The organism is Paenibacillus sp. UNC499MF, assembly GCF_900107975.1.
Classification (GTDB): Bacteria; Bacillota; Bacilli; order Paenibacillales; family NBRC-103111; genus Paenibacillus_F.
In genome coordinates this window covers 1-24115 of the sequence record NZ_FNVF01000025.1, presented here as the reverse complement: position 1 = coordinate 24115, position 24115 = coordinate 1, and the positions used below count along the sequence as shown (strand labels likewise).

Sequence of the window (24115 nt, the reverse complement as noted above, 5' to 3'; positions counted from 1 at the left end):
TTATGGTCGGTCCCGTTCCGCATCTCGATGATTGACTCTGACGATCTCCGTCTCGCTGTTTCCCATAACCTTGCCCAAATACTCGGCAATAGCCACGGACCGATGCTTGCCGCCCGTACAACCGATGCCTACGACAACCTGGCTTTTGCCTTCTTTTTTGTACTGAGGAACAAGAAAGTGAAGCATATCGAGCAGTTTCGTCAGAAACTCCTGCGTCTCGTTCCACTTCATCACGTAGTCGTATACATCCGCATCCTGCCCCGTATTCGGGCGAAGCGTCTCCACATAATGAGGATTCGGCAGGAAGCGTACGTCAAAAATAAGATCGGCATCAATCGGGATGCCGTATTTAAAGCCGAAAGAGATGACATTTATAGATATGCCGCCGCTACCCATATTGGTGAAGCGGGAGGCGATTTTTTGTTTGAGCTGCGCCGGCTTCAGCGCGCTTGTATCGATAACCTGCGAAGCGTGGCCCTTTAATTCTTCCAGCAGCTTGCGCTCCAGCAGAATGCCTTCCAGCGGCGCATCGTTGGGAGCAAGCGGATGACGGCGCCTGCTTTCTTTGTAACGCTGAACCAGCGTGGAATCCGTTGCGTCGAGAAATAAAATCTCGTACGTCAATGTGTAATCTTCCTTGATAGAGCGCAGCGATTCCTGCAGCGCCGTGAAAAATTCCCGGCCGCGGAGGTCGATCACCAACGCCACCTTGCCGATTTTGCCGTGGGACTGCTCGATTAATTCCGCGAATTTCGGAATCAAGACCGGCGGCAAGTTGTCCACACAGAAAAATCCGAGATCCTCAAGACTTTGTACGGCAATTGTTTTCCCTGCACCGGACATGCCGGTAATAATGACAAGCTTGGCCGCAGCTTTGCTTTCTTCCATGAGTTCACCTTCCTCATCCGTTATAGGGTACCCTTCCGGGTGGAAGCCGCATTGTAAGCTTTGGTTGCTAATGAAGGTTTAAGCCGGCCGCCCCTACGATGCCGGCATCGTTGCCCAGCGTGGCCGGCACAATTTCAACACCGGTATAGGCGCGTTCCGGAGTCAGCTTGCGGAAGGTCTCACGGATCGGATTGAACAGGATTTCTCCCGCTTTCGATACGCCGCCGCCGATAATGAACCGCTGCGGATTAACCGTTACCGCTACAGCCGCCATGGACTTGCCGATATAATAAGCGGCACGGTTCACGATGCGCACGGCTACCTCGTCTCCCGATTTGGCCGCATCGAATACGTCTTTCGCCGTAATCTTCTCGATCAGCGCAAGGCTCGTACGGTCGCCGCGTTCTTTGGCATCGTTGGCCATTCTGACGATACCCGTCGCTGAAGAGACCGTTTCCAGGCATCCGGATTGTCCGCAGTTGCAGGCAATCGCTTCAATATCGGGAACGACGGACATATGGCCGAGCTCTCCTGCCATCCCGTTGAAGCCCTGATAAATTTTTCCGTTTATAATAAGGCCGCCGCCCACGCCGGTTCCAAGCGTATAGCAGACCAGGTTCGGGATGCCCCGTCCGGCCCCGCCCCACGCTTCTCCAAGCGCCGCGACATTGGCGTCATTGTCGATTTTTACGGTTTTGCCAAGCTTCTCCTCAAGCGTCTTCTTGACTGCGACATTGCGCCAGCCCAGATTAGGCGACAATTCCACAAAGCCTGTCGGAATGTCCATAAAGCCAGCGATTCCGGCTCCGATCCCCGCTACTTGTTCCCATTCGTATGGCGATTCGTCTACGATCCTGTGGACGTACTCGACAATACGGTCAAGCACAAAATCGGGACCGTGCTCGGTTCCGGTAGGACCTTCGTAAGTCTGAATCAATTTTCCTTCTTCGTCGCAGAGGCCTACCTTGATACTGGTGCCCCCTAAGTCCACTCCGACATAAATCCGTTGTGTCATGCTAAATGTCACCTCAGTGAAGAGTTAAGTTATTTCCAAGTCTTTCGCGATGGGTGTTGCTCCTGTACCCACTATAAGCGAACCCCCTAGGAAGGTCAAGGACGGCAAATTGAAAAAACGTGGAAGGGTATACGCCGTTCCACGCCTTTTCGTATGAGTCTAATAATCCGTATTACAGGGACTTGCTCCAATCGTGAACCATGTTGCCTTCAAGGAACTTCTCGCAGTCCAAAGCCGCCATACAGCCGCTTCCCGCCGCCGTAATGGCTTGACGGTATTTCAAATCCTGAACGTCTCCGCATGCGAACACGCCAGGGATGTTGGTTTCCGTAGTTCCCGGTTTAACGAGAATGTAACCCGTTTCGTCGGTCGTGATCTGTCCGCCGAGGAATTTCGTGTTCGGAGTATGTCCAATCGCCACGAAAATACCGTCGGTCTCAAGAATTTCTTCGGATCCGGTTTCGTTGTTGAGAACTTTAAGGCCGGTTACGCCTTTGTCTCCCGCAACGACTTCAAGCGGAGTGGAGTTCAGGCTCCACGTGATTTTCTCGTTCTCACGCGCACGATCCTGCATGATCTTGGAAGCGCGGAGTTCGCTTCTGCGGTGTACGAGACGAACTTCGGAAGCGAAACGTGTAAGGAAGTTCGCTTCTTCCATTGCGGAGTCGCCGCCGCCGACTACGATGATTTTCTTGCCGCGGAAGAAGAATCCGTCGCAAGTGGCGCAAGTGCTCACACCGCGTCCGATATTCTCGCGCTCGTTCGTAATGCCGAGCAGCTTGGCGGAGGCGCCTGTGGAGATGATCAGAGATTCCGTCTCGATCTCGCCAAGACCTTCTACATTAAGCTTGAACGGACGCTCCGTAAGCTCTACGCTGTTGACCCAGCCGGTTTTGAACTCGGCGCCGAAACGTTCGGCCTGCTTGCGCATGTTGGCCATAAGTTCCGGACCCATGATCCCTTCCGGGAAGCCCGGGAAGTTTTCTACCTCGGTCGTTGTCGTCAGCTGTCCGCCAGGTTCCGGACCTTCAATAACCAGAGGGTTGAGATTGGCGCGTGCCAGATAGATGGCTGCTGTTAATCCGGATGGCCCGGTTCCTACCACAATTGTTTTATACATGGATCGACCTCTCCTTCTTGGGAACAAATCAGAATTCGTATGATCGCGGGTGAGTGTTCAATCATCACTGCCTGCAATCATTCTCTATTTAAAATAATTCTAATTAAAATTATTCTAATTTGCAAGTGTGATTAATCCCGGCCCTTCTTTTCCACGTTCCAGAGCTTCGGCAGAATCGCATCCATCTTCTCCTTAAGCCCGCATGCTTCGTCTATCAGCTTCACATTCTTGCTTACGGTCGAAACGGTCGTATGGTAGCGGCTGGCTACCTCGTGATAGGAAATCGACCTGCGGTGCATTTTGGCGACCAGGTATTCGAGGGCGGCCGACCAGCCCTCCACTTTCGTGATCCTCGGTACGCTCGGATACACCCTGCTCAAATATTCTACCCACAGTGTCTGCAGGTCATGCTGCTGGATCATGTCGTACCGCTGGTGCATATGCCGGTGAGCCGTCTCCATTACGGTCTGCCATTTAGGCTCCCATTTCGGTAGATCGGTCGTATGCACGGAGTTTTCCACGGTTTTCAGCGTTCCGTCCAAATGAGCTTTCAACGGTTCTTCGACTCCGATGGTCCGCAATACGAAGATAGCTACCTTTTTCAGATAGTCGTCCTCTTTGGAATCACCGATAAACTCGATGAGCGCCTCTTTCACTTCATTGTCGCCGATATAGACGAACGTCTGAAGCACCTGAAGCTTCGTTTCCACATCTCCGTGGCGGAGCGCCCAGAAGAAAGAGCTGCGGACAAGCGGGTCCTTGGCAATCTGGTCCGGGATCGATTCGGGCGACTGTTCCAATTGACGGAACTGCTCCTCGAACGGAAGGTTATAGTGATAGCTGAGCGAAAGCGGGCGCTCGTCGGAACGCCGGTTCAGCTGCTCCAGATAAAAGCGGGCGATTTCCGACCCGTTCTCCAGCTTATCCACCTGGTTCCAGAGAACGCGCGCCTCCTGAAATCTGCCGATATTGCAAGCGGCCACGGCCGCATAATGATAAACGCACGGATCCAGACCGCTGTCGTTGGAGCGGGAGATTCTCCTGAAAAGCTGGTAGGCTTTCTCATGATCACCCAGAATTCCCATCGTGGTCGCAAGTTTGAAGACATGTTCCTGCTGGAAAGGATACGTTTTGCGCAAAGTTTCCATCAGTTCGGCAAGTTCTTCCTTGCGTCCGAGATGCTGGTAGAAAATCGCCATATTGCACAGCGCATGAAGGTTGCCGGGATCTATGTTCAGCACTTCGACAATGGCATCCAGCGATTTCTGAAAATGACCGGTGTAATAATAAGCCAGCGCCAGATTATTACGGGCCGCCAAAAAGTCCCCGTGCTCTTCGACGATATCTTCCAGAAGGCGTACGGCTTCCGCGAACTTGCCTTCTTCCAGAAGCAGACGCGCCTGATCATGCTCATACAAGCCCTCGCGGGACTTGATGGTTTTAAGCTTGGCCGGACGCTCCAGCTCGTAGCTTAGGAAATCAAGCATTTCCTCGGCTTCTTCCAGATAATGTCCGTTTGTATCATTCTCCAGGTAACGGACAAGAGCGCTCTCCGCCTGTTCGTACTGGTCCATGTTGGCGTAATTGTTCGCCATATAGAAATGGCATTCGGTCATCGAGGGATCGATCCGTTCAAGAACATCTTTCAAGATGTCGTTGGATTCCTCGTACTTGCCCAATTCGGAGAGAACCCCTGCAAGGTTGCAGTGGTTCACCGGGTTATCGTATTCGTATTCTACCGCTCGCCGGAAATATTTCAACGCCTTATCGTAATGGAAACGATCGAGCGATTGAACCGCTCTTTCAAAAAAGAACGTGGCATCCATGCTGATTGGGATAATTTTCGGTTCCGGCTTTACGGAGACACGCTTTTTCTTTTCCATGACTAGGCACCTCCGGTACTTTGAGATCTATGATCAAGTATAGCACAGTCCCCGAGGTTTCAAAAACACGATTTAAACGCCGCCGTATTTGAACAGCGAAGAGAGAGAGCCGCCGTCACTGACGATGCGAACCGCATGCGAGAGCAGCGGAGCGACGGAAAGCACCTTGAAGCGTTCCGCGTGATCGTCCGGAATCGCCAGGGAATCGGTGATCACGACTTCCCGGATATTCGGGTGATCCAGACGCTGGAGGGCCGGGCCCGAGAATACCGCGTGAGTGGCGCAAACGTAGATATCGTTCGCTCCGCGCTCCTTCAGTCCTTCCACGACGTTCACGATCGTCGTGCCGGTGTCGATCAGATCCTCGATGATGATCGGCGTACGGCCTTTAACGTCCCCGATCACGTGAGTAACGACCGCTTCGTTGTGAGCCGGGCGTTTCTTGAACATCATCGCGAACGGTGCATCGAGAATGTTGGCAAGGCGCTCGGCCGTCGTAGCGCGGCCGGCATCCGGAGATACGATGACCGGATCGACGATGTTTTTCTTCGTGATGTAGTCGCTGATAAGATCAAGCGCGGTCAAGTGATCGACCGGGATGTCGAAGAATCCTTGGATCGCCGGTGCGTGCAGGTCGATGGTGATGACGCGGTTCGCTCCTGCGGCACTGACCAGATCGGCGACAAGTTTCGCGGAAATCGGTTCGCGCGGCGCGGCTTTTCTCTCTTGGCGGGAGTAACCATAGTAAGGCAGGATCAAGTTGATCGTGCGGGCGGATGCACGCTTGGCCGCATCCATCATAACCAATAGTTCCATAAGGTGTTCATTGATCGGATGGGAAAACGTTTGTACTAAAAATACATCGCAGTTACGGACACCTTCTTCATACAAACAATAAATTTCCCCGCTTTTGAAGCGAGACAGCTTGATTTTACCGAGCGGAACGCCCAGATCGTCGCAAATGCTCTGTGCCAGCTTCGGGTTGGAAGAGCCGGAGAAAATTTTAATGTTGTTGAGATCCATGGTTATGGTTACCTCCGAAATGTTTTTGATTATTGGGACTGCAGACGGGTCAAACTTCTGTATAGAACGCTTCGCATACGTTTTCATACGAAAGCGCTTTTTAGCGTGTAAGCCAGAAAAAAGATGCCCCCTCTGTCTAGTGTCTAGTACCAGGGACATTCTCCTACCCCACCATTATACATGAAACTTGTCGAAATGAAAAAGCACTGAGGACGCCAAATCGAGGTAATTGTGGCTAGTTTATGAACTTCGGAAACAAAAATCGGTACCCGTTCCTCTAGCTGGCATATTTGCCTTCAGAGCCGGATACCGATTTCCTTTACTTGGCTTTGCTGATGTGGCGCCGTTCCAGCTCTGCCATGACATCGTCAAGCGGAAGCTTGGACTCGCGCATAAGAACCATCAGATGGAAAATAAGATCGCTCGTCTCGTACCGGAGCTCGTCGTGGTCTCTGTTTTTGGCCGCGATAATCACTTCCGCCGTTTCCTCGCCTACTTTTTTGAGAATTTTGTCGATTCCCTTCTCGAACAAATAGGTCGTGTAGGCGCCTTCCGGTCTTTCCGCTTCGCGGGAAGCGATAACGGACTCCAGCCTCGACAAAATGCCGAAACGGTCGGCGGAAGCAGGCACGGCTGCCGGCTCCGCCGCTGCAACGGAATCTGCGCCATTCACCGGAATTTCGCTGCCGAAGCAGGTGTATGATCCGGTGTGGCAAGCGGGTCCGGTCTGTTCCGCCAGCACCAGAAGCGTGTCCGCATCGCAGTCATAGCGGAGCGAAACCACGCGCTGCGTGTGCCCCGAGGTCGCCCCCTTGTTCCAAAGCTCCTGGCGTGAGCGGCTCCAGAACCAGGTCGTGCCGGTGGCTACCGTTTTTTCAAGCGATTCTTTATTCATATAAGCCAGCATCAGAACGTCTTTGCTGACGGCATCCTGCACAATAGCGGGAACGAGACCCTGCGAATCGTAGCGGATGCTGTCCAGTTGTGTGCCTGTCATCGAATCTCCACTCCTTTTTTCTTCAAGCTCTCTTTGACGCCCTGCACCGTCAGTTCTTTATAATGAAAGATCGTCGCGGCCAGGCCCGCATCGGCGCGGCCTTCGGTGAACACTTCGTGGAAATGTTCTTCGTTTCCGGCACCGCCGGACGCGATGACGGGGATTCCGACAAATCCGGAAACCGCTTTGGTCAAAGCCAGATCGAATCCGTCCTTCGTTCCGTCCGCATCCATGCTGGTAAGAAGCAGTTCGCCGGCGCCCGCCGTCTCCATCCGCTTCGCCCACTCGACAGCCCGGATGCCGGAAGCCGTCCGGCCCCCGTGCGTATAGACTTCCCATTCGCCCCAGGCCGGGTTGAACTTGGCGTCGATGGCGACGACGATACACTGGGACCCGAATTTACGGGCTCCGTCCGATACAAGCTGCGGATTCTTGACCGCCGCCGTGTTGATGCCGATTTTATCGGCGCCGGCACGGAGCAGACGCTTCATATCATCGGTAGTCGAAATTCCTCCGCCGACCGTGAACGGAATCGTGATTTCGCCTGCCGTTTTCTTCACGACCTCCACCATCGTCGCCCGGCCTTCAACCGAAGCCGATATGTCCAGGAATACGAGCTCGTCGGCGCCTTCGCGGTCATAAATGGAAGCAAGCTCGACCGGATCGCCCGCGTCTCTCAAATTCACGAAATTTACACCCTTGACGACCCGGCCGTCCTTCACGTCCAGACAGGGAATAATCCGTTTAGCCAGCATTCTGACTTCCCCCTTCAACTCTGTACCACTTTATCTCGGAACATCTTGATGCGTGAATGTATGCTTTAAATACGCTGCTGTGTCTACACGCCTTACGGCCTAAACCAACTTCAGCGCTTCCTCCAGCCGAATGCTGCCTGTGTAAAGCGCCTTGCCGACAATGGCGCCGCCCACACCGTTCACTGCCTCGGCGGCAAGCCGCTCCAGGTCTTCCGGACGGCTTACGCCGCCGGAAGCGATAACCGTCTGGCCCGAAACCTTGGCCAGCCGTACGATAGCCTCCACATTCGGACCGCCCATCATGCCGTCCCGCGAAATATCGGTGAAGATAAACGTCTTCGCTCCATGCTCGGCAAGCTGAACCGCCAAATCCTCCGCTTTTACCGATGAAGTTTCAAGCCAGCCCCGGGTTGCGACAAAACCGTCCCGCGCATCAAGGCCAATGGCGACATTCTCGCCGTGTTTAGCCAGCAGAGACTGGACGAAAGCCCGGTCTTCGATGGCCGCAGTCCCGAGAATGACACGGGATATACCCAGCGACAGCAGACGATCGACATCCTCTTCCGTACGGAGGCCGCCTCCGACCTGGACCGGAACCTTCACCGTGCGGGCGATTTCGCCGATCAGCTTGTCGTTAACCGGCCGGCCGGCCTTCGCGCCGTCCAGATCAACCAGATGAATCCACTGACCGCCTTGGGCCTCCCAAGCTTGCGCGACTTCAAGAGGATTTTCGTTATAGACTGTTTCCTGATTATAATCGCCTTGTACGAGACGAACGCATTTGCCGTCCCGGATATCGATTGCCGGATAAATAATAAAGGACATTTTTCGTTACCTCCACCTGATAGGCCGCAGGGCCGGTTAATCTTAAGCCCCCGCCTTGCTTTGACAAAGCCCTACGAAATTTTGAAGCAGCCGCATGCCCAGCTCACCGCTTTTTTCCGGATGAAACTGCATGCCGAAGACAGTATCTCTTCCTACTACAGCCGTAACCGCCTGATGGTAATCCGTGACAGCCAGAAGATCCTCCTGACGTTCCGGCTTCACATGATAAGAGTGAACAAAATAAACATGGCCCTCTTCAAGCCCTTCCAAAAGCGCGCTGGACTGCTTGAACTCCAGACGGTTCCAGCCCATATGCGGCACCTTGTAGTCCCCTCGGAACCTCACGACTTGACCGGGCAGCAGATTAAGCCCCTCGTGCTCTCCATATTCTTCGCTGGATGTGAAAAGCAGCTGCATGCCGAGGCAGATGCCAAGCAGCGGTTTGCCTTGGGCGGTCTGCTCGCGCAGAAGCCTGTCGAGACCGAGCGACCGGAGCTGTTCCATCGCGTCCCCGAACGCTCCTACTCCGGGCAGAATGAGACCTTCCGCCTTGGCGAGAATATCCGGATCGGATGAAACCACGGACTCGCATCCGAGACGTTCCACAGCTTTGCTCACACTATGCAGGTTGCCCATGCCGTAATCGATAATGGCAATCATGCTTAGAGAACTCCCTTCGTCGAAGGTACTCCCTTAACGCGGGGATCGATGGAAGTGGCTTCATCCAGAGCGCGTCCCAGCGCTTTGAATACCGCTTCTATCATGTGATGCGTGTTCCGGCCGTAATGAACGATAACATGAAGGGTAATCCGGGCCTCCAAGGCAAACTTCCACAAGAACTCGTGAACCAGTTCCGTCGTGAAGCTTCCGACCTGCTGGGACGGATACTCCGCCCGGTATTCGAAATGAGGCCGGTTGCTGACGTCAATGATTACCTGCGCAAGCGCCTCATCCATGGGGATAAAAACGCTGGCGTAACGCTTAATGCCCTTCTTGTCCCCTAGAGCTTCCCTGAGCGTCTGACCAAGACAGATTCCGATGTCCTCTACCGTGTGGTGATCGTCTATGTCAACGTCTCCGCGAGCTTGAACTTTAAGATCGAACTGTCCGTGCTTGGCAAAAAGATCAAGCATATGGTTCAGAAAAGGAACATCCGTCTCCAGTTCCGAGACACCGGTTCCGTCCACGCCGAACGACAGTTCAATGTCGGTCTCGTTCGTTTTGCGCGCTACGCTGGATACGCGTGTCCTGCCGGTGACCGGCAAACCTTCACCCACACCCGTGTCTACTGCTTCCGCGTTACCCGGTTCAGCGGGGTTCCCGCCTTCCAGGCCCGCCTGTTGTGCGTTCTTGTCCACTTGTTCAGCCATGAAAGTTCCCTTCTTTCTGCAATCGAACTTGTATCGCTCTGGCATGCCCCTCGAGTCCTTCGTTGCGGGCGAGCGTCATAATCTGCTCTCCGTTTGCCAGAAGAGCTTCCTTGCTGTATGAAATCACACTTGATTTTTTGATGAAATCGTCGACATTCAGCGGCGACGAGAACCGGGCCGTACCGTTCGTCGGCAGCACGTGATTCGGACCGGCGAAATAGTCGCCGACCGGCTCGGGGCTGTACGCGCCGAGGAAGATCGCCCCGGCGTTCTCGATTCGCGGCAGCACCGCGAACGGGTCGTCCACGAGCAGCTCCGTATGCTCCGGAGCAATCGCGTTGACGACGCGGATGCCCTCGTCGAGATCCCCGACGAGGACGATCGCGCCCTTGTTCGCCGTGGACACCTCGGCGATCGCTTTGCGCGGCAGCACCTGAAGCTGCCGCTCCACTTCTTCGCGGACCTGCTCCGCGAGCGCGCGTGACGGCGTCACCAGGATAGCCGGTGACAGCTCGTCATGCTCCGCCTGGGCCAGCAGGTCCGCGGCGATGTATTCGGGGTCCGCCGACTCGTCGGCCAGGACCACGATATCGGTCGGCCCGGCAATCATGTCGATATCGACGACGCCGAATACGGCGCGTTTCGCGAGTGCGACATAAATGTTGCCGGGTCCGACGATCTTATCAACGGCACGAATCGTATCCGTGCCGTAAGCGAGCGCCGCGACGGCCTGTGCGCCGCCGACGCGGTAGATTTCCCGCACGCCGGCCTCGGCTGCCGCCACCAGGATGTGCGGGTTGATGCCCTCTTCCCCGGCTGTAGCCGGCGGCGTCACCATCACGATCTCGGGAACGCCGGCGACGACGGCCGGGATGGCGTTCATGAGCACCGATGACGGGTATGCCGCCTTTCCTCCGGGGACGTAAAGACCGACGCGCTGCAGCGGCCGGATGATTTGGCCCAGCAGCGATCCGTTATCCTGCAGGTCCATCCAGGACACGCGTTTCTGCTTTTCGTGAAACGCGCGGATGTTGGCGGCGGCTTGCCGCAGCGCCTTCAGAAACTCGGCGTCCACCCGTTCGTACGCCGCCTGAATTTCCGCTTCGTCGACACGCAGTTCCCGGAGGTCTACGCCGTCGAACTTCTTGGACAGCCGCCGGAGAGCCGCATCGCCTTCACCGCGTACGGCGGCGATGATCGATTGTACGGCTTCGTTCTGCTCCGCCGTTCCGTAGTCCACTTCCCGGGCGAGTTCAAACTCTTCCGCAGGCACGATTTTCATGCGCAATCATCCTTTCGTAGATGCCGGCTTTCGCCTTCTGATCGTTATTGTTTTTTCGGTGGATCCGCCTCTATGTCATTCATCAGTCCGGAATGTATGTATGCTCTTATTCCGGCAAAGCGATCGTTGCCTGCAAAGCATCGCACAGATTCTGGATCTGATCGTTTTTCATCCGGTAACTGACGCGGTTCGCGATAAGCCGGCTCGTGATCGGGAATATTTCCTCGTATTCGACCAAACCGTTTTCCTTCAAGGTCTGGCCGGTCTCGACCATGTCCACGATCCTGTCGGCCAAGCCGATCAGCGGCGCCAGTTCAATGGAGCCGTTCAGCTTGATGACTTCGACCTGCTGTCCTCTTTCCCTGAAATACTGGGAAGCTACCCGTGGATATTTCGTCGCGACGCGGGGATTAAGAACGGGCTGCCAGTCCGGCAGTGCGATAACGGACATCCGGCAGCGGGCGATACCGAGATCAAGCAGCTCGTAGACGTCCCGGTTTTCTTCCATCAGCACGTCCTTGCCCACCACTCCGATATCCGCCACACCGTACTCGACATAAGTCGGAACATCAACGGGTTTGGCGAGAATGAATTCCATGTTGGCTTCCGGAAAGGTAACGATCAGTCTTCTGGAGTCGTCACCGCTATCTTCAGGCATCGGCAATCCCGCCCGGCGGAAAAGTTTGAATGCCTGTTTATATATACGCCCCTTGGGCATGGCTACCTTAAGCATTTCCTGCATGCCTTCAGCCTCCTGTCAACAGCCTCTGTCGAAGCTAAATGATTGCGTGACCCGTTGCGGCTCTTAATCCGCAAACAAGCCCGCTGTGTAACCGGAAAGGCCGGTTTGGCGGCCTGAATCGTTCGTTTTATCTCTTCGTCAGCCGGGTAAGGCTGCCGCATTCATATGATTAACAGCTCTATACCGGCGGCAAGATTATCAAGATCTGGCGCTGGAATTTAATCCGTCAGGTAAAGCAGGACGTCCGAATAGACGTTGCCTTCAAACCGGTAACGGCCCTGTCCCAGTTCTTGCAGTGCTGCCGGTTCCCACGACGGACCGGTTCCGTTTCCGTTACCATTGCCGGCATGACGGGTTACGACGACTTTTCCGGGAAGAGCTCTCAGCTTCCGGGCCTTGCCAAGCGCTTCGCCCCGGCGGGAATCCCCATAAACGATCAGTACCCGTTCCTGCTGCTTGCGGGCCGAATCTCCCGCCGCTTCCAGAATGCGGTTCGTCTTCAAGGCAAAGCCCGTTGCCGGTGCGGGACGTCCGAACTGGGCGAGCAGATTGTCATATCTGCCTCCGCTGCACAGCGGGAATCCGAGATCCGCGGCGTACCCTTCGAACGTAAGACCCGTATAGTAAGAAAAATTTCCGATCATCGTCAGGTCGATAAGCACATGCTCGCTTACCCCATAAGCCTCCAGAACGTTCCATACCTCGCACAGATGGGCGATAGCCGCCTGGGCCGTCGGATCGGAAGTTACGCTGAGTGCCTGTTCGCAGATGTCTTTCCCTCCGCGCAGCCGCAGGATGCTCTCCAGTTCGCCGCGCCGGGCTTCATCCACACCCATCCGCCGGATAGCCGTCCGGTAACCGACGTAATCCCGCCCGAGCAGGCAGCTCTTAAGCTCTTCCTGTGCTTCGGGATGGTCTTTGAGCGTTTCGCCGAACAATCCGTGCAGAAACCCGACGTGCCCCAAGGCAAACTTGAACGTTTTCACACCCGCGGCCTGTAAGGAGGCAATCGCCAAAGCCACGACCTCGGCATCCGCTTCCGCGGATGGATCGCCCACGAGTTCTACTCCGGTCTGCACAAATTCCGAATCGCGTCCGGCTTCTTCCTCCATAGCCCGGAAAACGTTCCCGTGATAGCTGAGACGGAGCGGGAGAGGCTCATCCCGCAGAAGAGAGGAGACCACCCGTGCGATCGGGGCCGTCATGTCGGAACGAAGTACAAGCGTTTTCCCGTTGCGGTCCAGCAGCTTGAACTGCTTCCGGTCTTCGATGGAGCTGGCCATCCCTACCGTATCGTAAAATTCCAACGTAGGAGTCACGATTTGACTGTAGCCCCACCGCTGCATACAGTCCAGCACGCTGAACTCGATCTCACGGATTCTCGCTACCGATTCCGGAAGCAAATCTTTAAAACCCGTAGGTTTTTCAAACACTTTAGGTTTAGACATTCATGTTCCTCCTTGCCCTGCCGGTACACCTCTATTTTCAAAACGCTTTAGCACGCTACCATACTACCAAATTGAAGGATATCCGTTAGTTTATCATGGAATGTCAGAGGCGTCAATTTGCAGATTCATTCCCATTCGTTTCTCCGGGGCCAATGTCCTCTTTCGCGACTAACAAAAAAACAGTTCTCTTCCTAAGAAGAAGAACTGTTTTTATTTAAGCTATTGACGTAAGCCGTGTCGGGCTCCGTATTTTCCGCCGACGTTCCTGAAACGCCGGCTTCTCCATGATCCGAAGCTCTCGTACGAATAACCCGCAGCGGATTGCCCGCTACGAAGCTGTAAGGCTCGACATCTTTGTGAACGACGGACCCTGCACCGATCACGGCGCCATCCCCTATCGTTACACCGGGCAGAATCGTCGTGTTCGCCCCGACCATCACATTTGATCCGATTCGTACTTCACCCAGCCGGTATTCGTTGATCAAATACTCATGAGCCAGAATCGTAGTGTTGTACCCGATGATCGAGTTGCGGCCGATTTTTATCTTTTCCGGAAAAAATACATCCACCATGACCATTAAAGCGAAAGCGGTGTGCTCTCCTACTTCCATGCCCAGCATTCGCCGGTAGATCCAGTTTTTTATCGGAAGCGACGGGCAGTAGCGGCTGACTTGTATCCAGACGAAATTTTTGACCGCCTTCCACTTGCTGACTGTCCGGTAAATCTGCCATAGGGCGTTAGGTCCGTCGACCGGATATCTGTCGGTTTTCCTCAAACGCTTTCCTCCGTAATACCAAAAATCATGTACAGTTCACGCATATCGCCGATCATATGCTCCGGATTGTACTGTTCCAGATAAGCCTGTCCCTTCAAAGACCAGTTGACGGCCACGGCTTCAACGCCGGCGGCTTTGGCCGCTTCGATATCGTAATGGCTGTCTCCTACCATGACGGCTTCTTCCGGTATTGAACCCAGTTCATGAAGAGCTTTCCTTATTCCTTCCGGATCGGGCTTCGCATTCGTGACATCATCGACGGTCACAATGCTTTGGATATAAGGCAGCAGCTCGCAAAGCTCCAGGCCCAGCATGGTCGTCAGCTTGATTTTACTGGTTACGACGCCGATTTTGACTCCGTAGGCATGGAGCTTGGCCAATACCTCTTTTACATAAGGAAAAGGCTTCACCAGCTCGTCGTGGTGCTTAAGATTATAGGACCGGTAAAGGGTAAGAAGATCCGTCACTTCATCCAATCCGCTGAAAAACTGGAGCTGCTCAATGAGAGGGCGCCCCATATGCGGGATGATATTTTCTCTTGTAAAAAGCTCGGGGGTCTTTCCTTCCAGCGCATGCAGAAACGACTGGATAATGAGCTCGTTGGTGTCCAGAATAGTGCCGTCCAGGTCAAACAATACCGTATGCTTCATGCTGTGCTCCTTATTTTCAAGAGTTCTTTCCTGTTAGGAATGGCTTGCGTTGGCCGAAGCCGATGTTCCGCCTATTTTCTCGATGGGATCGCTGTACTTGGTTTTCGCATAGCCCATACGACGGCGCAAGACGATGATAATGATAGCCGCGATGATAATGAGCACGGCAAGAAGCTGGGAAATACGGATGTTGCCGCCGTATGTCATCGTACCCGCTTCACCGAACAGGAGGGACATCGGCGACCAGAGTCCGTTCAACAGGGAAGCCAGCCATGCCGGTCCCGTGAAATCGAGGCTGTCCGTACGCAGGCCTTCGATGAAGAAGCGGCCCAGCGAATACCAGATAAAATAGCTCATAAACAGTTCGCCCGCACGAAGGAACGGACGGCGGCGCAGCCAGAAGAGCAGCAGCAGCCCGACGAAATTCCATACCGATTCATACAGGAAGGTGGGATGATAGAAAATGCCTTCGATGTTCATCTGGTTCACGATCCAATCGGGCAGATGAAGCGCGTTTCGCAGGAAAGATTCGCTGACCGGGCCGCCGTGGGCCTCCTGGTTCACGAAATTTCCCCAGCGGCCGATCATTTGGCCGACAATGAGTCCCGGAGCGCAGATATCAGCGATCCGCCAGAACGAGTAACCTTTGCGGCGGACATAGATGAGCGCTGCGATAATGGCTCCGATCAGGGCGCCGTAAATGGCGATACCCCCGTGCCAGATGGCGATGATTTCGCCCAGATTGTTTTTGTAGTTTTCCCATTGGAAGGCCACATAATAAATACGAGCGGCCACAATGGCGGATGGAACGCCGATCAGCAGCAGATCCATAAAAAATTCGGGCTGCAGCTTAAAGCGCTTGCCCTCCCGGATGACAAGCAGCAGCCCGATAAGGGCCGCTGTGCCTAATATAATGCCGTACCAATGCACGGAAATCGGGCCTAGCTTAAAAGCGACTGGATTTAGCATAAACGGTCGATATCCTCCTATTCCTTACCTGTGGGTATGAACCGGCTCTCAGTCCATGTCGTCCAAATCTTCGGCCAGCGTTTCCGTCAGCTTGTTGGTGAACTGCAGGGCCGCGTTGAAGCCCATGCGCTTGAGCCTGTAGTTCATCGCCGCAACTTCGACGATGACCGCCAAGTTCCGTCCGGGACGAACCGGGATGGTGATCAGCGGCACATCCGCCTCAATAATCCGGGTCGTTTCTTCATCCAGTCCGAGGCGGTCGTACTGTTTATCCTGCTGCCAAGTTTCCAGACGGGCCACGACGGATATTTTTTTGACATTCCGCACCGCACCCGCACCGAACAACGTCATCACGTTGATGATGCCGACGCCGCGGATTTCAAGCAAATGGCGAATAAGGTCGGGCGCGTTTCCATACAGCATATAATCGGCCGTCTGGCGGATTTCAACGGCATCGTCCGCTACCAGGCGATGGCCCCGTTTGACCAGCTCAAGCGCCGTCTCGCTTTTTCCGATTCCGCTTCCGCCCGTAATAAGCATTCCGACGCCGTACACATCCACCAATACACCGTGAATGGTAGTGGAGGGAGCAAGCTTGTTTTCCAGGAAGTTGGTCAGCCGGCTGGCGAGAATGGTGGTCGCTACCTGACTGCGGAGAACCGGAAGCTGGTGCTTCTTCGCTTCCTCTACCAGTTCCGCGGGAATATCCAGTCCGCGGGTGACGATAATGCAGGGCGTCTCTTCGCTTGCGCAGAGCTGTTCGGCACGGTGCAGCCGGACCGTTTCGTCCAGCGTTTCGAAGAAAGACATCTCGGTACGTCCCAGCAGCTGCACGCGCTCCTGCGGATGATAATTGAAATAGCCCGCCATTTCCAGACCGGGCCGGTAAAGATCGGCAACCGTTACTGTCCGCTTTAACCCGTCTTCGCCGCAAATGACTTCCAGGTTGTAATGTTCAACCAGCTCAGACACTCTCACTTTTTTGCCCATCGTTCATTCCCCTTTGTTTTCCCAATAGTTCCATCGTAATTCAACTGCCGGGTGAAAATCAACCTGCCTCCCGGCCGGAAGGCCCGAATACTGCCATGCAGGTGCTGCTTCGCCATCGTATTGTATGCCCGCCTTCTCAACCCTAATACGTCAAAAAAGCCAGTCACGATGGACTGGCTTTAAATTAATGATTCTTAGGAGTTCAAAAGAATGGAGTTCGTCGTTTCTTTATCGAAGAAATGAACTTTGTTCATGTCCAGAGCAAGCTTCACGTTAGCGCCGTCTTTCAGACCGGAGCGGCCGTCAACACGTGCTACGACTGTACCTTCGCCGATACCGGCAAGGTGAACTTGCATTTCGTGGCCCAGGTTCTCGGACACTTCGATCAGTGCGGTAACCACTGTCTTAGCGGAAGCTTCGAGGAACACAGGCTCATCGTGGATATCTTCAGGACGAATACCCAGAATGACTTCTTTGCCGGCATAGCCTTTGTCGCGAAGAACTTGAGCTTTGCCTTGCGGAATAATAACGTCTACGCCTTTGGCTTTGAAGTGAAGCTCTCCGCCTTGGTCGCTCAGCGAACCGTTTACGAAGTTCATGGAAGGAGATCCGATGAAGCCCGCTACGAACATGTTGACCGGGAAGTTGTAGATCTCTTCCGGAGAAGCCGCCTGCTGGATGATGCCTTTGTCCATAACGACAATCCGGCTGCCCATCGTCATAGCTTCCGTCTGGTCATGCGTTACGTAGATGATCGTTACGCCGAGACGTTTGTGAAGTTTGGAAATTTCGGCACGCATTTGTACACGAAGTTTAGCGTCCAAGTTGGAAAGCGGTTCGTCCATCAAGAAAACTTGAGGTTCACGGACGATTGCGCGGCCCAGGGCGACACGCTGACGCTGACCACCGGAAAGTGCTTTCGGCTTACGGTCCAGAAGGTGTTCAATATCGAGAATTTTAGCCGCTTCACGCACGCGTGCGTCGATGTCGGCTTTTTTGAATTTACGCAGTTTAAGGCCGAACGCCATGTTCTGGTATACGTTCATGTGCGGGTACAGGGCGTAGGACTGGAATACCATCGCGATGTCGCGGTCTTTAGGAGCCACGTCGTTCACGAGACGGTCGCCGATGTACAGTTCGCCTTCGGAGATTTCTTCAAGACCGGCAATCATCCGCAGAGTTGTGGATTTACCGCAACCGGATGCTCCTACCAATACGAGAAATTCTTTATCTTGAATATCGAGATGGAAATCCTTAACGGTTGCTTCTTGGTTGCCTGGGTACCTCTTTACAATATGGTTAAGACGAACGCCTGCCATTGTTCATTCCCCCTGGTTCTTGAATGTTCTTGATTTGGAATCTGTACATTTATCTTAGCTTAAATGCCCGAAGACTGACTATGCACAATCTTCACAAAAAACTCACTTTCTTTTTGTTACTTTGTACAATACGAGCGCCAGCTTCACCAGGACGGCGTCATGGAAAGTTCTTACGTCCAGCCCCGTCTCGTTTTTGAACTTGTCCAGCCGGTATAACAGCGTATTGCGATGAATATACAGCTTTTTGGCCGTCTCGCTCACATTGCAGTCCAGCGCAAAAAAACTTTCCAGCGTAGACTGAGTCTCCGCATCCATGGAATAATCCTTGAGCACATGCTCCAGAAATTGGTGTTTCTCGGACTCGGGTATCGGGTGCAGCAGCTTTTCCATTTGTAAATGCCACGGCGTGTGGATATTGTTCGTCACATTGTACAACCGGCCGAGCATGATGGTCGAGCGCAGGGTCAGCATGGCCGTCAAAAGCGTCTGGGCAGGCTGGATGGGATAGTGAATTCCGAGATGGCTCTCCCCCACCCATTCGGTAGCCAGCATGTCGTGAAGTCCTGACGCCAGGGCATCAAGCATCTGCTCGGTGCTCTCTTCCTGGGTATCCGTCTTGTCTTCCTGCCCCACGGTAAGCAAATAATCCGGCGCGAGAATCAGCCATTCTTTATCCAGCAGTGGAATCAATATAATTTCCGCGTCAAAAAACGTCTCCAGCAGCCTTTTCAGCTCCCGGTAAGACGCCCGTACGTTCGAAGAATAATCTCCATACAGGAGAAAAGGTATTTTGGTCGAATAAAGCCCGGCCTGGGAGGAAATCGTGTCGGGAACCTCCGCTTGGGTGTCGGTTTCGGCATGCTGTAGCAGCCATTCCCTGAGCGCGGAAAGCTTTTTCTCTTCTTCTAGCAGAAGAGTGCCGCCCTTCCTTTTCTCCGGCTGTGCGGATTCAATGAGCCACTCGACCAGATGTCGTTCGTCTCCGGCCAAATTCCCCGCAGGAATAGACAAAACAAGGACTTGATTTCCTTCCTTGCTTAGCAGGAAATAGACTTCTTTTCCGATCAGCATGCTGCTCTTGTTCTGCCCCTGCCTGTCCCCGTTATTTTTCCTGGCGTTTCTTGTAAGGGCTTCCCACTCTTCCGGCGTCTTTGCAATCAGTTGGACCGGGCCTTTGCCGATCGACTCCAATTGTTCCTTCAGCCTTTCCCATTCCATCCGCATAGCTCCCTATCTGTGTAATATCGAGGCTGCCATGGTGCTTCCTATTATTGTAACACAGCTAGGTAAGCGTTTCACTTAAAGATGCCTTGATAGCCCCGGGACGCGGTTCATACGCCCATAAGCACCACAATAATGGAGAGCAGGGAGAACAGGGCGCCAACCAGGTACAGGAAGGAAACCGTCTGGGTTTGGGACAACCCCCACTGCATCAGGCTGTGATGAGTATGAAGCTTATCGGCCCGGTGCAGCCCTCCGCCCTTGAGAAGTCGCCTCGTAAACACGATGACCGTATCCAGAATAGGTACGCCCAGCGCCAGCACGGGAACCAGGATGGAAACAAACGTCGCACTTTTGAACGCTCCGTCCACAGCGACGACCGCGATCGTATAGCCCAGAAATATCGCGCCCGCGTCGCCCATAAAAATTTTGGCGGGATAAAAATTGAACGCCAGAAAAGCCAGGCAGGCGCCGACCAGAATCCCCGCAATCAAAGCGGAATCCTCCTGCCTTTTGACTATGGCCGCCACAAGCAGCGCCGCAGAAGCGATCGTAACGATACCCGAGGCGAGACCATCCACCCCGTCGATGAAATTGATCATATTGGTAATCCCGAAAATCCAGGCCATCGTACCGAGCCATACAAGCCAGACCGGGAAAAAAATCATGCCGCTGAAGTGAAGATTCGATACCCCGATAATTTGAATGCCGAAAAAAAGAGGCACCGCGGACACCGCGATATAGATAATCAGCCTCGGCCAGACAGGAAAATCCTTGCTCCGGGTTTTGAACCAGTCGTCCGTCAAGCCGGTCAGCATAAGGATCGTTCCGCCGATCAGTACCGCATAGGATAGATTGCCGTTACGGCTGAACAATACAATAGACGCCGCACACGCGATGTAAATCGCGACTCCTCCCAGCAGGGGGATAGGGGCTGCATGAATTTTACGGGTGGACGGCCGGTCGACAAATTGCGTTTTTACAGCGATCCGCTTCATGACGGGCACCAGCAGCGCCACCAGAATAAAGCTGGTCAGCATAGGGAGTAGATAGTGCATACGCTCGATTCCTCCTGCCTATCGTTACCCTGATCGGATGACGATGGATAAATGGCTTTTCACCGCATCTGTTAGCGTCTCCCAATCGAATTCCGCCCATACTTGCCGTCCTTTGGTAAAGCTTTCGTCCGCTCTCCGGCTCAAATCTCAAGAACATTTCGCCTATAGCGAGTTAACTCTCCCTTTTATGGAAAAAATAAGAGAGACCTCACATTTACAACGAATGTTCAAAACGGAACAAAGGAGCCCCCTATACTATGATCTGGAACAGCTGGACGTTAGACCGGTCCGTTATTTTGTTTACGGCTTTTGCTTATTTGTTTATCGCGGCTCAAGTGACCTTGTCCCATTACCGGCAAAATTTTCACCGCAAAGTCATGCTGGTTCCCGTAATTACGGCTCCGCTGTACTTTCTGGCCGGATTACTTGCGGTTCTCCTAAACCGGACTTGGCTGCTCCAGCTTTTTCATATCGGCATGTGGCTGGGGATTGTCACGGGCTTACTCGGGCTGTATCTTCACGTCCGGGGAGTCGGCAAAAGAGTCGGGTCTTATGCTTTCCGCAATTTCCTTATCGGACCTCCCGTTCTGATGCCTCTGCTTTACTCAGCTATCGGTGTTCTCGGGTTAATCGCTGTTTATGGAAGGTGACTTGTATGAGTAAAATGCCGAAATATCCTTCTTTCGATGTTATGAAGGAGCAAAACCACTGGGATCCCCACACACGCTCTATCGTCAGTGCCCGTTTGCGGCGGCGCCGTGAATATCGGCTGTTAACGCTGCTTGAGGCGGAACAGCTCAGAAGCATATGTTCGCTGCTTGTCGATGACGACCGGTCCGAAATCCTGACATACGTTCTGGAGCATATAGATGATACTTTGTACGGGCAAAAGGAAGAAGCCCAGAGAGGACCGGATACTCCTCCCCAGTCCGAATTAATCCGCAAAGGGCTGGAGTCGCTTGAAACCATGTCGCACGGATTTCATTCGAAACCCTTTCAACAGCTTTCGCCGGCGGAGCAGAAGGAGCTTCTCACGAATGTCGCCGAGGTTCGTATGTCCCTGCGGGGCGATTGGCCGGTCCCCGTACAGAAAGCCTTCTTCAACAGGCTGCTTGCACTGACAGTAGAAGCCTACTATTCTCACCCCCAAATATGGTCCGAAATCGGCTACGCAGGTCCCGCCTATCCAAGAGGTTACATCCGGGCAGACCGTGGGCATCTTGATCCGTGGGAGGCGAAACCCGAACGATGAAATGGAGCACTCAGTCGGAAACCGTTGATGTCGTCATTGTCGGCGCCGGAGCGGCAGGCGGTGTACTTGCGCAAGAACTCAGCGAAGCCGGATTGAAGGTTGTTGTATTGGAAGCCGGACCGCTGCGGGATCCTCAAAGGGATTTCGCGAGCGATGAGCTGTCCATGAAGTGCCTGGGCTGGCAGGATACGCGGCTTGTGGACGGGAAGCATCCTCTAACGATGGGACACAACAATTCAGGATGGGGAGTGGGCGGCGGAACCCAACATTTTACCGGGGTGTTTTTGCGCTTCCATGAATCCGACTTCAAGACGAAATCGATCGACGGAGTCGGCGAAGATTGGCCGATTCACTATAAAGATTTGGAGCCGTACTACTCCCGGATCGAAAAAGAAATCGCCGTTTCGGGTCCGCGGCATTTTCCATGGGGAAATTTCCGGGGGCCATATCCTTACCCGGAGCGGGACCCTCTAAGCCCTAATGCCTATTTGTTTCAAAAGGGGTGCGAAAATTTGGGAATCCGCTCGGTTACGGCCCCTCTGGCCATTTTGTCTGCGCCTTTTGAAGACAGGCCTCCATGCATTAACCGGGGTTTCTGCCAGCAGGGCTGCATGCCTAATGCTAAATTCAGCACCCTCATTCAGCATATTCCGAAAGCCGTGCAAGCGGGAGCTACGGTGATTACCGGCAGCAGGGTCACCCAGATCGAGACGGGGCCGGATGGAAAGGCTACCGGCGTTCTTTTTGTTAAAAAAGGAGTCGAATACCGTCAAAAGGCAAAACTCGTGATCGTATCGGCCTATGCGGTCGAAACGCCCCGCCTGCTGCTGAACTCCGCGAACAGCCGGCATCCGGACGGGCTTGCCAACAGCAGCGGCTGGGTAGGCAAAGCACTGATGACGCACAGCAGTCATGACGTGTATGCCAAGTTCGAGGAAGAAGTGCGGCTGTACAAGGGGACCCCTGTGCTGGCTACTACACAGGAGTTTTACGAATCGGACAAGGACCGCGGCTTTGCACGCGGGTACTCCCTGCATGCTCACGGCACACGCCCTCTCGCTTTCGCCCAAGGAATCGTGAAGTCAGGCGAGTTTCCCGTCTGGGGAGCTTCGTTGCGAGAGGCTATGCTGGACTTTAACTTTTACGGCCGCGTGACGCTCGTTGGAGAAGTCCTTCCCGAGGAGCACAACCGCGTTACATTATCGGATGAAAAAGATGCCTTCGGGCTCCCCAGAGCCAAAGTATCCTTTAGCTTTGGTGAAAACGACACCAGGCTTATCGAGCATGCGGTCTCGAACATGGAGTCTATTTTGGGAGCTGCCGGAGGTACACCCGAATTTGTAGTACCGGATACCGCCCATCTGATGGGGGGCTGCCGGATGGGAAGCGATTCGTCGAGATCCGTCGTCAACTCATTTGGCCAAACTCACGATATCCCGAATTTGTTCCTGTGCGACGCCAGCATATTTGTTACCTCCAGCGGTGTAAATCCCACTAACACCGTAATGGCTCTAGCTGCGCGTACAGCTGATTACATCATAAGCGAGATCATTTGAGTCACACTATGTAATTTCTCTGATTAAGTAGGGTCGCTGCTAAGAAAAGGGTAATAATCGCGCATATACCGAACTTTTGGTTCGTTTAAGCTCAGAAACCTGCTTACAGTCCCTATGGACGATGAAAGTGACGATGCAGACAAATTGCTCGCGTCCCGTTAGGAGCGACTTTTATCAATGGGATTTACGGCACCCGTTCATCCTGTCGTTTATCCTGTTGTTTTCCGGCAAAGATGCGTCACCTTTTGTTCATGCTGAGTTGGTTGGTTGGTTGTATTCCAAGCTACAGCATCCTTCCTCTTACGGCAGGTGGCAACCGGTCGCCGATTCCATTACAATAAAGAGGATAAAGCTGCCACTAAACCAAGGAGGATCAATACTAATGGCGATCGCGGAAATTACAGTTGTTCCTATAGGCACAGGCTCTACAAGCTTAAGTGAATACGTAGCTCATCTGCAAAAGGTATTGGACAACCAGCCTCTTCATTATGAGCTTACTCCAATGAGCACCATAATCGAAGGTCCCCTGGATCAACTGATGGAAGTCATTCTTAAGCTTCACGAAAGCCCTTTTGAAAATGGCGCTCAACGCGTCTCTACCTCCATCAAAATTGACGACCGGCGCGATAAAACGGCATCCATGCAGCAAAAACTCCAGTCAGTTGCCGACAAACTGGAGCAGCTTCAATAGCTCTAAAGCTATTCTCTATTATTCACTGCAAACTATATTCTTTCACCTTGAATACGGAAGATTACCTTAAAATCTAGCTTCCCACGCGGTGAATATACCAGACGCTATCCAGCTCGCAAGGGCAAGAACGGCGAATACCAAAGACTATCCGGCTCGGCTAACCGAGAGCAGCGAACTTCTTTCCAGCTCAGCTAAACCGAGAATTGGACCTTTCTCTTTTGCGGTTAAAAAGACAACAAAAAAAGAGACCGTAATGGTCTCTTTTATATGAAGAGAATTGTTCAC

24 protein-coding genes are annotated in these 24115 nt (G+C 53.5%); 4 read left to right on the top strand and 20 right to left on the bottom strand.

What is annotated here, in order from left to right; genetic code table 11:
- The 20 genes from rapZ to C4S74_RS25670 form a co-directional block, all read right to left on the bottom strand.
- Positions 1-888 (bottom strand): RNase adapter RapZ, encoded by an 888-nt coding sequence (gene rapZ, locus C4S74_RS25765; RefSeq protein WP_009676833.1) that lies wholly within the window; start codon positions 886-888, stop codon positions 1-3.
- A 67-nt stretch (positions 889-955) separates the two neighbouring features.
- On the bottom strand, positions 956-1903 hold the full coding sequence (locus tag C4S74_RS25760; RefSeq protein ID WP_103998142.1) for an ROK family glucokinase: 948 nt from the start codon (positions 1901-1903) through the stop codon (positions 956-958).
- 172 nt (positions 1904-2075) lie between these two features.
- Positions 2076-3023, bottom strand: a complete 948-nt coding sequence (trxB, locus tag C4S74_RS25755; RefSeq protein ID WP_103998141.1) for a thioredoxin-disulfide reductase — start codon at positions 3021-3023, stop codon at positions 2076-2078.
- A 131-nt stretch (positions 3024-3154) separates the two neighbouring features.
- Positions 3155-4906: a tetratricopeptide repeat protein gene (locus C4S74_RS25750; protein WP_103998140.1), complete on the bottom strand. Its 1752-nt coding sequence runs from the start codon at positions 4904-4906 to the stop codon at positions 3155-3157.
- Between the two features lie 72 nt (positions 4907-4978).
- Positions 4979-5929, bottom strand: a complete 951-nt coding sequence (locus tag C4S74_RS25745; RefSeq protein WP_009676852.1) for a ribose-phosphate pyrophosphokinase — start codon at positions 5927-5929, stop codon at positions 4979-4981.
- 319 nt (positions 5930-6248) lie between these two features.
- Positions 6249-6926 carry a bifunctional phosphoribosyl-AMP cyclohydrolase/phosphoribosyl-ATP diphosphatase HisIE gene (gene hisIE / locus C4S74_RS25740; protein ID WP_103998139.1) on the bottom strand — a complete coding sequence of 226 codons (678 nt, stop codon included), beginning with the start codon at positions 6924-6926 and terminating at the stop codon, positions 6249-6251.
- Positions 6923-7681 carry an imidazole glycerol phosphate synthase subunit HisF gene (hisF, locus tag C4S74_RS25735; protein WP_103998138.1) on the bottom strand — a complete coding sequence of 253 codons (759 nt, stop codon included), beginning with the start codon at positions 7679-7681 and terminating at the stop codon, positions 6923-6925. The genes hisIE and hisF overlap by 4 nt, the downstream gene beginning before the upstream one ends.
- Before the next feature lie 99 nt (positions 7682-7780).
- On the bottom strand, positions 7781-8506 hold the full coding sequence (gene hisA / locus C4S74_RS25730; protein WP_103998137.1) for a 1-(5-phosphoribosyl)-5-[(5-phosphoribosylamino)methylideneamino]imidazole-4-carboxamide isomerase: 726 nt from the start codon (positions 8504-8506) through the stop codon (positions 7781-7783).
- 42 nt (positions 8507-8548) lie between these two features.
- Positions 8549-9166: an imidazole glycerol phosphate synthase subunit HisH gene (hisH, locus tag C4S74_RS25725; RefSeq protein WP_103998136.1), complete on the bottom strand. Its 618-nt coding sequence runs from the start codon at positions 9164-9166 to the stop codon at positions 8549-8551.
- 2 nt (positions 9167-9168) lie between these two features.
- Entirely contained in the window at positions 9169-9876 is a 708-nt protein-coding gene (gene hisB, locus C4S74_RS25720) for an imidazoleglycerol-phosphate dehydratase HisB (RefSeq protein WP_103998135.1), read from the bottom strand.
- Positions 9869-11158: a histidinol dehydrogenase gene (gene hisD, locus C4S74_RS25715; RefSeq protein ID WP_103998134.1), complete on the bottom strand. Its 1290-nt coding sequence runs from the start codon at positions 11156-11158 to the stop codon at positions 9869-9871. The genes hisB and hisD overlap by 8 nt, the downstream gene beginning before the upstream one ends.
- Before the next feature lie 106 nt (positions 11159-11264).
- Positions 11265-11900, bottom strand: coding sequence for an ATP phosphoribosyltransferase (gene hisG / locus C4S74_RS25710; RefSeq protein ID WP_103998133.1), 636 nt, complete (start codon positions 11898-11900; stop codon positions 11265-11267).
- 218 nt (positions 11901-12118) lie between these two features.
- On the bottom strand, positions 12119-13348 hold the full coding sequence (locus tag C4S74_RS25705; RefSeq protein ID WP_103998132.1) for an ATP phosphoribosyltransferase regulatory subunit: 1230 nt from the start codon (positions 13346-13348) through the stop codon (positions 12119-12121).
- Positions 13349-13539: 191 nt separating this feature from the next.
- Positions 13540-14124: a DapH/DapD/GlmU-related protein gene (locus tag C4S74_RS25700; RefSeq protein ID WP_103998131.1), complete on the bottom strand. Its 585-nt coding sequence runs from the start codon at positions 14122-14124 to the stop codon at positions 13540-13542.
- Positions 14121-14774: a pyrophosphatase PpaX gene (gene ppaX / locus C4S74_RS25695; protein ID WP_103998130.1), complete on the bottom strand. Its 654-nt coding sequence runs from the start codon at positions 14772-14774 to the stop codon at positions 14121-14123. Before ppaX ends, C4S74_RS25700 begins: the two co-directional genes overlap by 4 nt.
- 33 nt (positions 14775-14807) lie before the next feature.
- Positions 14808-15743, bottom strand: a complete 936-nt coding sequence (gene lgt / locus C4S74_RS25690; protein WP_103998129.1) for a prolipoprotein diacylglyceryl transferase — start codon at positions 15741-15743, stop codon at positions 14808-14810.
- A gap of 48 nt (positions 15744-15791) precedes the next feature.
- Positions 15792-16733 carry an HPr(Ser) kinase/phosphatase gene (gene hprK, locus C4S74_RS25685; protein ID WP_042232344.1) on the bottom strand — a complete coding sequence of 314 codons (942 nt, stop codon included), beginning with the start codon at positions 16731-16733 and terminating at the stop codon, positions 15792-15794.
- A gap of 194 nt (positions 16734-16927) precedes the next feature.
- Positions 16928-18052, bottom strand: coding sequence for an ABC transporter ATP-binding protein (locus C4S74_RS25680; protein ID WP_103998128.1), 1125 nt, complete (start codon positions 18050-18052; stop codon positions 16928-16930).
- Positions 18053-18154: 102 nt separating this feature from the next.
- Positions 18155-19270, bottom strand: coding sequence for a CdaR family transcriptional regulator (locus C4S74_RS25675; RefSeq protein ID WP_103998127.1), 1116 nt, complete (start codon positions 19268-19270; stop codon positions 18155-18157).
- A gap of 113 nt (positions 19271-19383) precedes the next feature.
- Positions 19384-20331 (bottom strand): MraY family glycosyltransferase, encoded by a 948-nt coding sequence (locus tag C4S74_RS25670; RefSeq protein ID WP_103998126.1) that lies wholly within the window; start codon positions 20329-20331, stop codon positions 19384-19386.
- A gap of 257 nt (positions 20332-20588) precedes the next feature.
- Here C4S74_RS25670 and C4S74_RS25665 point away from each other — a divergent pair, with 257 nt between their 5' ends.
- From C4S74_RS25665 to C4S74_RS25650, 4 genes are all read left to right on the top strand, one after another.
- Complete coding sequence (locus tag C4S74_RS25665) at positions 20589-20981, top strand: hypothetical protein (protein WP_103998125.1); 393 nt, start codon at positions 20589-20591, stop codon at positions 20979-20981.
- Positions 20982-20986: 5 nt separating this feature from the next.
- Entirely contained in the window at positions 20987-21583 is a 597-nt protein-coding gene (locus C4S74_RS25660) for a gluconate 2-dehydrogenase subunit 3 family protein (RefSeq protein ID WP_103998124.1), read from the top strand.
- Positions 21580-23139, top strand: coding sequence for a GMC family oxidoreductase (locus C4S74_RS25655; RefSeq protein ID WP_103998123.1), 1560 nt, complete (start codon positions 21580-21582; stop codon positions 23137-23139). Before C4S74_RS25660 ends, C4S74_RS25655 begins: the two co-directional genes overlap by 4 nt.
- 382 nt (positions 23140-23521) lie before the next feature.
- The gene (locus tag C4S74_RS25650; RefSeq protein ID WP_103998122.1) at positions 23522-23830 is read left to right on the top strand and encodes an MTH1187 family thiamine-binding protein; all 309 of its coding nucleotides are present in this window, start codon (positions 23522-23524) and stop codon (positions 23828-23830) included.
- Positions 23831-24115 lie beyond the last annotated feature (285 nt).